This is a genomic window from Kitasatospora sp. SolWspMP-SS2h (assembly GCF_003259315.1).
Lineage (GTDB): Bacteria > Actinomycetota > Actinomycetes > Streptomycetales > Streptomycetaceae > Kitasatospora > Kitasatospora fiedleri.
The window spans coordinates 281,743-294,762 of record NZ_QLLT01000002.1 but is presented as its reverse complement, the minus strand read 5'-3'; the positions used below and the strand labels follow the sequence as shown (position 1 = coordinate 294,762).

Sequence of the window (13,020 nt, the reverse complement as noted above, 5' to 3'; positions counted from 1 at the left end):
GGTCAGCCGGCTTCCATGCCCTGGGTCTTCATCTCGGCCAGGGTCTGGGCCTGGGTGTCGGCCAGCGCGGCGTCCAGGGTGGTGGTGCCGGTGCCCGCCTTGCCGAGGCCGTCGCCGAGCGCGCCGGAGGTCCTGGTCATCACCGGGCCCCACTGGAAGCCGGGGTCGACGTGGGTGGCGGCGTCCTTGAAGACGTCGAAGACCCGCTGGCCGCCGTAGAACGGGTTGGGCTCGGCCAGCGCCGGGTTGTCCAGGCCGGAGAGGGCGGCGGGGTAGATGCCGGTCTCCTTGATCAGGTTGCCGACGCCGGCCGGGTCGGTGCCGAACCAGTGGGCGAACTCGACGGCCTGGGCGGGGTTCTTGCAGCCCTTCAGGACGGCATTGGGGGTGCCGCCGGCGTTGCCCGCGGCGGGGGTGGCCGCGTCCCAGACCGGCATCGGGGCGACGGCCCAGTTGCCGGCGGTCTGCTTGACGCTGTCGGCCAGGATCGGGGTGTCCCAGACCGCGTTGACGTCGGAGAGGATGCTGCCCTCGCCCATGCCCTGGTAGAGGGCGGTGTCGAAGCTCGGCACGACCTTGACCAGCTTCCGGTCGATCAGGTCCTGCCAGAACGCGGCGACCTTCTTCGTGGCCGGGTCGGCCAGGTTCACGGTCCACTTGTCGCCGCTGGTGCCGAACCACTTGGCGCCGGCCTGCCAGGCGAGGCCGGCGAAGTTGTAGGCGTCGTTGCCGAAGTAGCCGATGTAGGCGTTCGGGTCGGCGGCGTGGATGGCCGCGGCGTCGGCGGCGTACTCGTCCCAGGTCTTCGGGGGCTGCTGGATGCCGTACTTGGCGAACAGGTCCTTGCGGTAGATGAACGCCATCGGGGCGGTGTCCACCGGCAGGCCGTAGGTGTGCCCGGCCACCCCGGACTGCGCGAACGCCCAGGACGCGTACTCCTTCGCGTACGGCGCGGCGGCGGGGGTGACGTCCTGGAGGGCGCCGGCGGCGGCGAAGGTGGGCAGCGTCTCGAAGCCGACCATGGCCACGCAGGGGGCGTTGCCGGCCTTCACGGCGCTGAGCAGCTTGGTGTAGCCGCCCTTGGAGCCGGGCGAGATCTTGCTGTAGACGACCTTGACGTCCGGGTGGGTGGAGTTGAAGAGCTCGACGGACTTCTCGTAGCCGGGGGCCCAGCCCCAGAACTCGATGGTGACCGGCCCGGCGGAGCGGCCCGCCGATCCGTCCGACCCGCAGGCGGCCGTGCCGGCCAGGGAGGCGAGCGCCACGGCGAGGGTGAGCGTTCTGAGCGCGCGGTTCTTCATGAGGAGGTCCTGTTCTGCTGCCTGCCGCGAGCGGACTCGGCCCCGGCGCGGCGGTGGGGGCCCGCTGAACACCCCGGGCCGTTAATTCGGCTAGTGTGTTAATTAAGGCTCGGGGCTGTCAAGGGGTGCGGCGGGCCGTTGCACAAACGCGACGAACGGCCGCACTCGCCGACCCGGTCGGGCAAAATGCCTGACAGCACGGGGAATTGACCCGCTCCACCGCATGCCGCAGGTGCCGCGGGGGCGGGATCGCGACCGGATCGGCACCCGGCGACGGACGGTGGCGGACGGCGGCGGGTGGTGGTGGCCGCGGTTATTTCATGTGGTGCATCAACTAATATGGGCAGGTCGACACCGGCCGGTCCCAGGTCTCGGAACGAGGAGAGCACGTGCGACAGACGCAGCGCGGCACCACCGGCACGGGCGGCCTCGCGAGCGCCGTCCTGGCGGGCCACCCCGAGGTCGCCGACAAGGCCTCCCTGCGCCGCACCAACCTGGGCGTGATGCTGCGCCAACTGCGGGAGAACGGCGCCCAGTCGCGCACCCACCTGGCCACCGCGAGCGGCCTGCCCAAGGCCACCGTCTCCGTCCTGGTCGCCGAGCTGATCCAGCGCGGCCTGGTCCGCGAGGGCGAACTCGACCGGGCCGGTGCGGTCGGCCGCCCGCACCGGATGGTCGAGCTCAACGGCCGCTGGATCTGCGGCGTCGGCGCGGAGGTCGGGCCCGACCACATCACCGTCCTCGCCCTCGACCTGCGCGGCACCGTGGTCCACCAGGACCGCCGCGCCCTCGACGTCCCCGCCCTCACCCCGCAGGCCGCCCTGCGCGAGGTCGCCGACCTGGTCGCGGACTGCCTCAGCGCGGTGGCCGAGCGCGGCCTGCACACCATCGGGATCACCCTGATCACCCAGGGCTCGATCGACAGCGCCACCGGGACGGTCACCGTGGCCACCAACTTCGGCTGGCGCGACGTCCGGGCCGTCCACGAGCTGCGCGCCCGGCTGGGCCGGCACGCGCCGCCCGTCCTGCTGGAGAACGACGCCGAGTCCGGCGCGCTCGCCGAGTACCTCGCCGCCCCCGGCCCCGACACCCGTGAACTCGTCTACGTCACCGGCGGGATCGGCGCCGGCGGGGCCGGCATCTCCGGCGGCCGGCTGCTGCGCGGCTCCGAGATCGGCCACATGAAGCTCGACCGGCTCGACCGGCCCTGCGGCTGCGGGCGCACCGGCTGCTGGGAGGTCGCCGTCGGACTCCAGGCCCTGCTGGACGCCGCCGCCGACCCGGACGACCCGGTCCACGACCGCTCGGTCGACCTGGCCGAACGGCTCGGCGCGCTGCTCGACCGGGCCGACGCCGGGGAACCGCGCACCCTCGCCGCACTGGCCGCCGTAGCCGAGGACCTGGCCCTCGGGCTCAGCGTCCTGGTGGACGTGCTGAACCCGCCCCGGATCGTCCTGGGCGGCTACTTCGCGGTCTTCGACCGGTACCTGGTCGGCCCGGCCCAGGAGTTCCTGGACCGCCGGCGGATCTCGCCCGGCTCCCAGCAGGTCGTCGTCACCGCCTCCGCGCTCGGCCTCTCCAACGCGGCCCGCGGCGGCGCGCACCTGGCGCTGGAGGGGATCTTCCAGGACCCCTCCGACGTGCCGGTCCGGCCGGAGCCGGTCGAGGACGGGGTCCGCACCGCCTAGCCCGGCCGGGCCCGGAGCGGCCGACGCCGTGCCCCGCGCCACGACTTGAACGGCGGCCCGGGCGGCGGCAGCTCTTGACTTCACCCCCGGGCACTGCCACGGTGTGCGTGAAGTTGCTCAAAGACCCACAGGAAAACGCAACTTCGAACAGATCGTCCCCCCGGCCGTCCGCGGGGCGGCCCCCTGGAGCCCCGCGGCGGCCCGCGGGCGCTCGCACCGACCGCTCCGGCACGTCCCGGCCCCCTCCGTACCGGCCCCTCCCCTGTACCGGCCTCCCGTACCGGCTCGCCTCCGCACCGGCACGCCGCACATCCGCGCGCCCGCACCGCCGTCCCCCCCTGCGGTCCCGGACGGCGGGCACCGCGCGCCCACCGGCCGGGGACCGGCGCCCCCCACCGCGAAGCACCTCGTCACCGAAGGAGCATCCGTGCCATCCCCCCGCAGAGCCCTCGCGGCCGTGTTCGCCGCCGCCGTCCTGCCGCTGTCCGCCGGGGTCGCCGCGGCCCCGGCCTCGGCGGCCCCGGCTCCGCCCGCCGCCACGTACACCGTCGGCGTCGGATCGCCCGTGCCGTACGCGCACCCGACCGACACCCAGGCGAGCCCGTACCTCGACAAGGACGGCACCTTCTACTTCCAGCAGTCCGCCGCCCTCTACGGCGCGAACGACCCCAGGTACTGGGACTTCTTCACCGGCCCCGACTTCGACACCGCGACCCGCTCCGGCGCGATCAGCGGCGCCGTCAACCCGGCCAACGGCAGCGACCGGAACGACGACACCACCTGGCGCTGCAACAACAGCCCCACCGGCCGCGAGGCCACCGCCGCGCCGAGCGGCTCCGGCTACGCGCAGAAGAACTACTGCGACCTGGCGGGGGTCTGGGTCGACCCGGACACCGGCGACTGGTACGGGCTGGTGCACAACGAGTTCACGCCCCAACCCTTCGGGGACGGGCTGCACTTCGACGCGATCGACTACGCCGTCTCCAAGGACCAGGGCCGGACCTGGACCATCGCGGACCACGTGATCACCTCCCCCTACAGCACCACCAGGGGCGACACCGCCGCGTTCCCGAACCAGACGTACTCCTACGGCGACGGCGACCAGCGGCTGTACGTGGACACCGCCTCCGGGTACTTCTACGTCTTCTACGGCTCGCGGATCGTCGACAAGAACGGCGGCTGGAAGGCGTTCTACGAGCACGCGGCCCGCGCCCCGATCTCCGCCAAGATGGCACCCGGCTCCTGGCGCAAGTGGTACGACGGCGCCTGGACCCAGCCCGGCACGGGCGGCCGGGAGAGCAACATCGTCCCGGTCGGCTCCGGCAGCACCACCGGGTACACCCCCGTCTCCGGCGAGTACGACCCGGCGAACACCGGCACCGCGGCCCAGCAGATCGCGGCCGGCACGATGCCCCCGACCTCACCGCTGTTCGTCATGAACATCACCTACGACGCCCACCTGAAGCTGTACGTCGGCGAGCCGCAGGCCGTCGACCAGAGCGGATCGGCGCCCCAGCAGCTCTACGCCACCGCCGACCTCTCCACCCAGAAGTGGTTCCTGCTCGGCGACACCGGCAGCTACCGCACCGCCTCCTGGTACCGCTGGTTCCTCGACGGCGCGAGCCGGACGGGCGGCGGGATCGTCGGCCGGAGCTTCCGCTCCTACTGCGCGTTCGGCTGTGCGAAGAAGCCCGACGGCAGCACCTCCTCCGGCGAGTACGTCGACGTCACCCTGGACGCCTCCGCCACCGCCCCCGGCCCGGTCGACGAGACCGGGTCGTACCGGATCGCCGGCGGGGCCGGGCGGGTGCTGGCCCAGGTCTCCGGCGGCTCCGCCACCACCTCCACGGGCACCGCCACCGGCTCCGCCCTGGAGTCCTGGACCTTCACCGGCAACGGCGACGGCTCCTACCGGATCGCCAACGCCGCCACCGGCGGGCTGCTCGGGGTGGACTCCACCACCACCGCGGGCCGCGCCTGGGGCGCCCGGCCCACCGTCACCGCCGCCGGCTCCGGCGGGCCCGCCGTCGGCCAGCAGTGGTGGGTCGTCCCCGGCACCGCCGCCGACAACACCCCCACCGGCACCGTCCGCCTGGTCAACCGCTACAGCGGCCTGGTGATCGGCCTCTCCGCGGACGCCGGCCGCCCCGCCGAGACCACCCCCGCCCGCAGCTGGACCAACACCACCGGCAACCCCGTCGGCGGCACCCGCACCGCGGGCGAGCAGACCCTCACCCTCACCCGGACCGGCTCGGCGCCCGAGAGCGTCTCGGTCTCCTCCCCCGGCGACCAGTCCGGCAGCCTCGGCACGGCCGTCTCGCTCCGGCTCACCGCCCACGACAGCGCCGGCAAGCCCCTCACCTTCACCGCCACCGGCCTGCCCGCCGGGCTGACCATCAGCCCCGCCGGCCTGGTCTCCGGCACCCCGACGGCGGCCGGGGCCTCCACCGTCACCGTCACCGCCTCCTCCGGCACCGCCACCGGCACGGTCTCCTTCGGCTGGACCGTCGCCCCGGTCCTCAGCGGCGCCCACACCCTGGTCACCGGCGGCAAGGCCCTGGACGACCCCGACCACTCCCTCGACCAGGGCACCCGGCTCATCACCTGGGGCGCCAACGGCGGCAGCAACCAGAGCTGGACCTTCACCCGGCAGTCGGACGGCAGCTACCAGATCACCAACGTCCTCTCCCACCTGTGCGTGGACGTCAGCGGCGGCTCCGGCACGGCCGGCGCGCAGATCATCCAGTGGGCCTGCACCGGCGGCGCCAACCAGCGCTGGACGGTCACCCCCACCACCAACGGCTACCGGATCACCTCCCGCAGCAGCGGCCTGTCCCTGACCACCGCCTCCACCGCCAACGGCGCGGCCGTCACCCAGCAGACCGACACCGGCTCCGCCCTCCAGCGCTGGACCATCGGCTGACCCTCCCCCTTCCGGCGGCCCGAACGGGCCGTGATCTACTGAACCCGGTGGTCGGCGGCTTGTAAAGAACTCTTTCCAAAGCTAGCTTTAGAACATGAGCGAACCGCCGCCGGCCATCCGGCTCACCGACCCGCGCGCCCTGCGCGCCTACGCCCATCCCACCCGGATGGCACTGGTGGGCCTGCTCCGCCTGCACGGGCCGCTGACCGCGACCCGGGCCGCGGAGCTGCTCGGCAGCGAGTCGGTGGCGAGCTGCTCCTTCCACCTGCGCCAGCTCGCCAAGTACGGCCTGGTGGAGGAGGCGGGCGGCGGGCGCGGCCGGGAGAAGCCCTGGCGCGCGACCGCCGCCTTCACCAGCTGGGACGCCGCCCCCGCCGACCCGGAGCGGGCCGCCGCCACCGAGGCGCTGCAACGCGCCGTGCTGGACGGCTACTTCGCCCGCGCCACCAGCTGGCTGCTGCACCGCGGCGAGAGCAGCCCCGAGTGGCGCGAGGCCGCCTCCTTCGGCGACAGCGCCGTCCTGGTCACCGCCGCGGAACTCACCGAACTCGAAGCCCGCGTCGAGGAGTTGATCCGCCCCTACGCGGAGCGGCTGGGCCGCCCCGGCCCGCCCCCCGCAGGCGCCCGGGCCGTCCAGCTGATCCGGCTCGCCGTCCCCACCGACCCCACCGACCCCGCCCCGGAGGGGGAAGCACCGTGACCCTCCTCGCCACCCGCCCGGCCGCCGCCGTCCGCCGCCGGATACCCGAGCTGCTGCACGAACCGGCCTTCCGCCGCTACTGGACCGGCCAGACCGTCTCCTCGCTCGGCGACCAGATCACCCTGCTGGTGATCCCGCTGATCGCGGTCGCCACCCTGCACGCGGACGCCGCCCAGATGGGCTACCTGAGCGCCGCCGGCTACCTCCCCTACCTGCTGTTCTCGCTGCACGCGGGCGGCTGGGCCGACCGCTACGGGCGCCGCCGCCGGATGATGATCGCCACCGACCTGGGCCGGGCCGCCGCCCTGCTGACCGTCCCGATCGCCCACGCGGCCGGGGTGCTGACCCTGACCCAGCTGTACGCGGTGGTGCTCGCCGTCGGCGTGCTGTCGGTGTTCTTCAACGTCTGCAACCCGCCGCTGTTCGTCGCCCTGGTGCCCGCCGAGCGGTACCTCAGCGGCAACGCGCTGATCAACGGCAGCCGGGCCGCCACCTACGTGGCCGGCCCCGGCCTCGGCGGCCTGCTGGTCCAACTCCTGGCCGCCCCGCTGGCGCTGGTGGTGGACGCGGCCTCCTTCCTGGTCTCCGCGCTGTTCCTGCGGAAGATCGACCCGGCCGAACCGCCGCCCGCCGAGAAGGAGCACAGCGGCGCCGCGGAGGGCCTGCGCTGGATCCGGCGCGACCCGGTGATCCGGGCCTCGCTGCTCGGCACCGCCACCGTCAACCTGTTCACCTTCGTCATCGGCGCCCTGTTCGTCCTCTACGCCACCCGCGAACTGCGCTTCAGCGCCGGCCTGCTGGGCGCGGTGATGGCCGCCGCCGCGGTCGGCACCCTGCTCGGCGCGGCCCTCACCGGACGGCTCGCCGCCCGGATCGGCATCGGCCCCGCCTTCCTGCTCGGCCTGGTGCTCTTCCCCGCCCCGCTGCTGCTGATCCCGCTCGCGGGCGGCTCGGTCGGCGCCGCCGCGGCCCTGCTGTTCGGCGCCGAGTTCCTCTCCGGCGTCGGCGTGATGATCCTCGACATCTCGGCCGGCACCATCTTCGCCGCCTGCATCCCCGACGCCCTGCGCTCCCGCGTCTTCGGCGCCTACCAGGCCGTCAACTACGGCGTGCGCCCGCTCGGCTCGCTGCTCGGCGGCCTCCTCGGCAGCACCCTGGGCCTGCGCCCCGCGCTGTGGATCGCCGCCGTCGGCGCGGTCTGCTCCGCCCTGTGGGTGCTGGCCTCCCCCATCCCGCGGATGCGCGAACTGCCCGTCCGGCCGGAGCCCGCCGAGGACGCGTCCCGGACGCCGGCCCAGGAGCCAACCGCCGCGCGCTGACCTCCACGCACTGACCTCCACGCGCCGACCGGCGCTCCCCCGACGGCCGTACCCCGGCAACCCCGCCGCGGTGTACGGCCGTCGGCGTTCGCGCCACCGTCCGGTCCGCCATCCGTTTCGCCGTCCGGTCGGCCATCCGTTTCGTTGCCCGCATCGCCGTCCGCATCACGTCTGCGGCACCGTTCACGTCGCTGTTCGCGTCCCTCGGCGGACCGGCCGGCCCCGGCGGCGGTGGCTCAACCGGCGGCGCACCTTAGCGCATTCGCGCATATGCCCGAGGGATATGACCGAAAGTCTCGCTCTCCCGTGGCGACGACGGTAGCGTTGCGTCCTGGTCAGACTACCGCAGGTGAAGGCGGTGACGGCGACGCACCGTGCCCGCACGGTGGGGAGGGAACGCGGTTCGTGTCCGGGATCGAGGAGTGCCTTGCGGAAGCCATGGGGATCACCGGCGCCCTGGGGGTCAGCCTGGTCGACTGGACCAACGGCCTGGCCATAGGCACCGCCGGTCTCGGCCCCGACGGCGACCACGAGGTCGGTGCGGCGGACGCCACCGAACTCGCCCGGGCGGTCACCCAGACCCCCTCGTTCGCCGACCCGGACACCGGCGCGCCGCCCGCCGAGGACGTCATCGTCACCTCCGGGGCCCACTACCACCTGCTGCGCTTCGTCCCCGCGTCCTTCGACGCCAACGTCTTCCTCTACCTGCGGCTGGACCGGGAACACGCCAACCTGGCGATGGCCCGACTGCGGCTGGCCGCCGTCGCCGACCGGCTGGTGCTCTCCTGATGTGGCCCACCGACACCCTCACCCCGGCACCGCAACCGCCCGTGCCCTCGCTCCCGTCCGCGCCCTCGCTCCCGTCGGTCCCGGTCGCGCCGGTCGTCCCGCCGATGCCGTCCGTGCCGCCACTGCTGGTGGCCTCACCGGTCTCGGTGCACCGACTCGCCCCCGCCGCCGGGCCGTTCGGCCACGCCGCCGAGGTCCCCGGCCCGTACCTGACCGCCGACCGGCCCGCCGAACCGCAGGGCACCGAACCGCAGGGCCCCGAACCGCAGGGCCCCGGAGTGCAGGGCCCCGAACCGCGGGACGCCGGACCGGAGGCCGCCGACCCACCGGCCGTCCGGCCGCGGGCCCACGCGGCGCCGCTGCCGCGCCGCCGGCGGTCCAGCTGCGCGCCCGCCACCACCTTCGAGGCCGCGCTGACCGACCTCGCCGCCGACGGCTCCACCGGCGCCCTGCACGGCCCGGACGGCGCGGTGCACCTGTCCGGCGGCCTGGTGGTGCACGCCGAGGCGCCGGGCGCGGCCACCGTCGGCCACCTGCTGACCGGGGCCGGGCGGATCACCCTGCGCGCGTGGGAGGACAGCCTGCTGCCGGGGGCCGGACGGCACGCCGAGTACCTGGTGGGCAGCGGCCTGATCGGCCCGGGCGAACTCGAACTCGCCCGGCTGGCCGCCACCTTGGACGGCGCGCAGGACGCGCTCGCCCAGCACGACGGCGAGCTGCGCTTCGACCCGGCCGCCCGCCCGGCGTTCCGACTGGCCCGCCCGCTCTCGGTGCTGGAGCTGCGCGGTGCGATCGGCCGCCGCCGCTCGCTGCTGGACGGCTGCTGGCCGTCCGCCGAGCTGGACCGGGTGCCGCTGCGGGCCACCGGCGCCGCCCCGACCTGCCGCACCGCGGTGCCGCGCCGCCGGCGGCAGGCGCTGCTGGCCGCGGCCGACGGCACCCGCACCGCGCCCGAGCTGGCCCGGCTGCTGGGGCGCTCCACCTACGGCACGCTGCTGGACGTCCGGCAGTTGGCCGCGGCGGGGCTGCTCGCGGCCCCGCGGCCGGCCGCCGTCCCCGACCCGCCCCCGGCCGCCGTGCCGCAAGCCGCGCCACCGGACGTGCTGCTGCCGCCCGGTCCGCGCTCCCACGACTCCTCGGACCCGGAGGTGGGCCTGCTGCTCCGACTACGCGCCGCTCTGGAGGCCCTGTGACCGCCCCGCCCGCCCGCCCCGTCCCGCCGACCCCGTCATGAAGCGGACCTTTCGACAACTGACCGCGAGGAGGACCCCCGTGCTGCCGGAGGCCGAGGTGCAGGCCGAACTGCGGGGCCTGCGGGCGAGGATCCCGCACCTGACCGGGTCGCTGGTGGCCACCATCGACGGCCTGGTGGTGGCGCACGACGCGCCCGCGCTGGAGCCGGAGGGCGTGGCCGCGCTGACCGCGGCCGCGCTGGGCGTCGGCTCCCGGCTGACCGAGGCGACCGGGCAGGGCGCCTTCCGGGAGCTGATCACCCGCGGCGAGCGCGGCTACACCGCGACGTACGCGGCCGGCGCGTACACGGTGCTGACCCTGCTGGCCGGCCCGCAGGCCAACGTGGGCCGGCTGCACCTGGAGGCCCGTCGGGCCGGGGCGCGGATAGCGGCCCTGGCCGACACCGACCTCGACCGGACGACCTTCTGACCCCGGACGTCCCTCCCACCCTGCGGTACACCCGTCGCTCCAAAGAGTTGACGAGTCGTCAATTCCTTTCACGGAAGAGGTACTTGGAAAAAATGGCTGCTGTGGAAACCGCCCTCAAGGACATCATGAGCGCGATCGAGGGCACCATCGGCGTCGCCCTGGTCGACTACAACAGCGGTATGGCGCTGGGCACCATCGGCGGCAGCGCGGAGCTGGACCTGAACGTCGCCGCCGCGGGCAACACCGACGTGGTGCGGGCCAAGCTGCGCGCGATGGAGCTGCTCAACCTGAACGAGGCGATCGAGGACATCCTGATCAGCCTCTCCACCCAGTACCACCTGATCCGGCCGCTGACCTCGCGCACCGGCAAGGGCCTGTTCCTGTACCTGGCGCTGGACCGCAACCGGGCCAACCTGGCGATGGCCCGGCACCAGTTGAAGCGGATCGAGGCCGACCTGGAGGTGTGACCCGCACAGGGGCGAGCAGGCCCCCGGTGGGAACGCGGACGGACGGCTCCGTCCCGCCGACCGGGGCCCGCCCGGTGTCCCGCGCACTCCCCCTCGCACCCGGCGCCGTCGGATCCCGGAGGGGCGACCTCCTCGGCCGAGCCGCCTCCCCGGGGCCCGCAGTAGAGTCCGGGGCATGCTCCTGTGGATCAACGGGCCCTTCGGCGGCGGCAAGACGCAGACCGCGCACGAGCTCCGGCGGCGGCTGGCCGGCAGCGTCGTCTGCGACCCCGAGCACGTGGGCTTCGGCCTGCACCGGATGACGCCCCCCGCCCTGCGCGGTGACTTCCAGGACCTCCCCGCCTGGCGGCAGGGCGTGTACGAGGTGCTGGACCGCGCCCTCACCGGGCACGACGGGACGGTGATCGTGCCGATGACGGTCGTGGAGCCCGCGTACTTCCGCGAGACCGTCGGCCGGCTGCGCGAACGCGGCCACGACGTCCGGCACTTCGCGCTGCTGGCCGAGCGCGGGACGGTGCTCCGCCGACTGCGCGAGCGCGGCTTCGGGCGCGCCGTGGGCCTCCTCGCCGGGAAGGACGTCCCTCCCCGCCGGGAGAGCTTCGCCGTGGCGAAGCTCGACCTGTGCCTGGAGCGCCTGCGCGGGGACGAGTTCGCCGCGCACCTGTGGACCGACCGCCTCGGCGTCCCGCAGGTCGCCGACCGGATCGCCGCCGCCTGCGGGCTGGCGCTCGCGCCGAACACCGACGGCGCGCTGCGCGGGCGCCTGCGCCGGGCCTGGACGGGGGCCCGGCACATCCGGTTCGACTGAGCCGCCGGTGCCCCGGAGCCCGCGCTCTCACCCCGCGCGCAGCGCGTCCCGCCACAGGTCGCGGGTGACGTCCGCCGCGCCGCCCGTGCGGGCCCGGCGGTGGGCGGTGCCCGCCCACAGGTGCATCGCCGCCAGGTCGCCGCGGCGGCCCGCGGCCGCCCTGAGCGGCTGGGTGAGGTGGTGCACCTCCGGGTAGGCCGCCGGGGCGTGCCCCTCGTGGCGGTCGGTGAACGCGTTGCGCAGCCCGCGCGCCGGTCGGCCGGTGAAGGCCCGGGTGACGGTGGTGGCGTCCAGTTCGACCAGGGCCCTGCGGTGCGCGGGGGACGCCCCGGACTCCGCGGTGCGCAGGTACGCGGTGCCGAGCTGCGCGGCCACCGCACCGGCCCCGAGCGCCGCGGCGATCGCCGCCCCGTCCCCCAGCCCGCCCGCGGCGATCAGCGGCAGCGCGGTCACCTCCCGTACGGCGGCCAGGAGTTCGAGCAGCGGAAGCGTCCCGGGCGGGTCCTCGGCGCGGTGCGTACCGCGGTGCCCGCCGGCCTCCGGGCCCTGGACGACGAGCGCGTCGAGGCCGAGCGCGGTCGCGGCCCGGGCCTCCGCGGGGCTGGTCACGGTGCCGGCCTGCCGGATGCCGGCGGCCCGGACGGCGGCGGCCTCGGCCGGTTCGGGCAGCCCGAAGGTGTACGACACCCAGTCGACGGGGTCGCGCAGCAGCAGTCGGACCTTGGCGTCCCAGTCGTCGCGGTCGGGCGGGATCTCGGCGGGCAGTTCGACGCCCCACCGCAGCGCCTCGGGCCGCAGCCGTTCCCGGTAGGCGTCCACCGCCCCGGGCGGGGCGGGCGGTCCGGGGACGAACAGGTTCACGCCGATCGGCCGGTCCGTCAACTCCCGCGCCCTCTGCACCTGTTGGCGCAACCCCTCGACACTGCGGTACCCCGCCGCGAGGAACCCGAGCCCCCCGGCCCCGTTCACGGCGGCCACCAGCTCGGGGGTCCCCGCCCCACCCGCCATCGGCGCCATGACCACCGGCACCGCCCACTCCGCACCCATCCCGCGCTCCCTCCACCGACCCCCCGCCCGCCACCCTACGCCGCCCCGCACCCACCCCCCTGGCCTGTCACCGTGGCGCGAACGTGCCGACCGGCGGGAGGCGCGTGATGGACACCGACCGAGGCGGGCCGTTCACCCACACGGCCGGGGCGGCCGGGGTGCTGCGGCCGGCGGACCGGCGCGACGAGCACGCGGCGAGCACGTGGCGCGCGCGGCCGTCGCGGTGGCGCCGGAGCGGGCCGGGGTGCGGCACCCGGGCGGGTCCACGGATGCGGCGGCGTTCCCGCGCTGCCCGACGTGCGGGGGGTTCTCCCTG

The 13,020-nt window shown here is 75.2% G+C and carries 11 protein-coding genes; 9 read left to right on the top strand and 2 right to left on the bottom strand.

Translation table 11 applies throughout. The annotated features are described in order from the left end of the window. Positions 1-2: 2 nt before the first annotated feature. Positions 3-1,301, bottom strand: coding sequence for a sugar ABC transporter substrate-binding protein (locus K353_RS03545; RefSeq protein ID WP_111552070.1), 1,299 nt, complete (start codon positions 1,299-1,301; stop codon positions 3-5). Positions 1,302-1,690: 389 nt separating this feature from the next. On the opposite strand from K353_RS03545, the gene K353_RS03540 reads away from it, so the two are divergent. The 9 genes from K353_RS03540 (at position 1,691) to K353_RS03500 (ending at position 11,657) form a co-directional block, all read left to right on the top strand. Continuing rightward, a complete protein-coding gene (locus K353_RS03540) occupies positions 1,691-2,989 on the top strand; it encodes an ROK family transcriptional regulator (protein ID WP_199527971.1) in 1,299 nt (432 codons plus the stop codon). 427 nt (positions 2,990-3,416) lie between these two features. After that, on the top strand, positions 3,417-5,912 hold the full coding sequence (locus K353_RS03535; RefSeq protein WP_111552069.1) for an RICIN domain-containing protein: 2,496 nt from the start codon (positions 3,417-3,419) through the stop codon (positions 5,910-5,912). A gap of 94 nt (positions 5,913-6,006) precedes the next feature. Continuing rightward, positions 6,007-6,612, top strand: coding sequence for a helix-turn-helix domain-containing protein (locus K353_RS03530; protein WP_111552068.1), 606 nt, complete (start codon positions 6,007-6,009; stop codon positions 6,610-6,612). Then, positions 6,609-7,931, top strand: coding sequence for an MFS transporter (locus K353_RS03525; RefSeq protein ID WP_111552067.1), 1,323 nt, complete (start codon positions 6,609-6,611; stop codon positions 7,929-7,931). Before K353_RS03530 ends, K353_RS03525 begins: the two co-directional genes overlap by 4 nt. Positions 7,932-8,336: 405 nt before the next feature. Further along, entirely contained in the window at positions 8,337-8,720 is a 384-nt protein-coding gene (locus K353_RS03520) for a hypothetical protein (protein ID WP_100839275.1), read from the top strand. Continuing rightward, on the top strand, positions 8,720-9,913 hold the full coding sequence (locus K353_RS34180) for a hypothetical protein (protein ID WP_111552066.1): 1,194 nt from the start codon (positions 8,720-8,722) through the stop codon (positions 9,911-9,913). The genes K353_RS03520 and K353_RS34180 overlap by 1 nt, the downstream gene beginning before the upstream one ends. 79 nt (positions 9,914-9,992) lie before the next feature. Next, positions 9,993-10,382 carry a roadblock/LC7 domain-containing protein gene (locus tag K353_RS03510; protein ID WP_111552065.1) on the top strand — a complete coding sequence of 130 codons (390 nt, stop codon included), beginning with the start codon at positions 9,993-9,995 and terminating at the stop codon, positions 10,380-10,382. 92 nt (positions 10,383-10,474) lie between these two features. Continuing rightward, the gene (locus K353_RS03505) at positions 10,475-10,849 is read left to right on the top strand and encodes a hypothetical protein (protein ID WP_100839278.1); all 375 of its coding nucleotides are present in this window, start codon (positions 10,475-10,477) and stop codon (positions 10,847-10,849) included. 175 nt (positions 10,850-11,024) lie between these two features. Next, positions 11,025-11,657: an AAA family ATPase gene (locus tag K353_RS03500; protein ID WP_111552064.1), complete on the top strand. Its 633-nt coding sequence runs from the start codon at positions 11,025-11,027 to the stop codon at positions 11,655-11,657. 27 nt (positions 11,658-11,684) lie between these two features. Here the strand turns inward: K353_RS03500 and K353_RS03495 are convergent, their stop codons facing one another. After that, complete coding sequence (locus K353_RS03495; protein ID WP_111552063.1) at positions 11,685-12,704, bottom strand: nitronate monooxygenase; 1,020 nt, start codon at positions 12,702-12,704, stop codon at positions 11,685-11,687. Positions 12,705-13,020 lie beyond the last annotated feature (316 nt).

Excerpts from the sequence above, each read along its gene's own strand:
- K353_RS03495 (WP_111552063.1), bottom strand. The coding sequence starts at position 12,704 with ATGGGTGCGGAGTGGGCGGTGCCGGTGGTCATGGCGCCGATGGCGGGT.
- K353_RS03545 (WP_111552070.1), bottom strand. The coding sequence starts at position 1,301 with ATGAAGAACCGCGCGCTCAGAACGCTCACCCTCGCCGTGGCGCTCGCC.
- K353_RS03505 (WP_100839278.1), top strand. The coding sequence starts at position 10,475 with ATGGCTGCTGTGGAAACCGCCCTCAAGGACATCATGAGCGCGATCGAG.
- K353_RS34180 (WP_111552066.1), top strand. The coding sequence starts at position 8,720 with ATGTGGCCCACCGACACCCTCACCCCGGCACCGCAACCGCCCGTGCCC.
- K353_RS03500 (WP_111552064.1), top strand. The coding sequence starts at position 11,025 with ATGCTCCTGTGGATCAACGGGCCCTTCGGCGGCGGCAAGACGCAGACC.
- K353_RS03530 (WP_111552068.1), top strand. The coding sequence starts at position 6,007 with ATGAGCGAACCGCCGCCGGCCATCCGGCTCACCGACCCGCGCGCCCTG.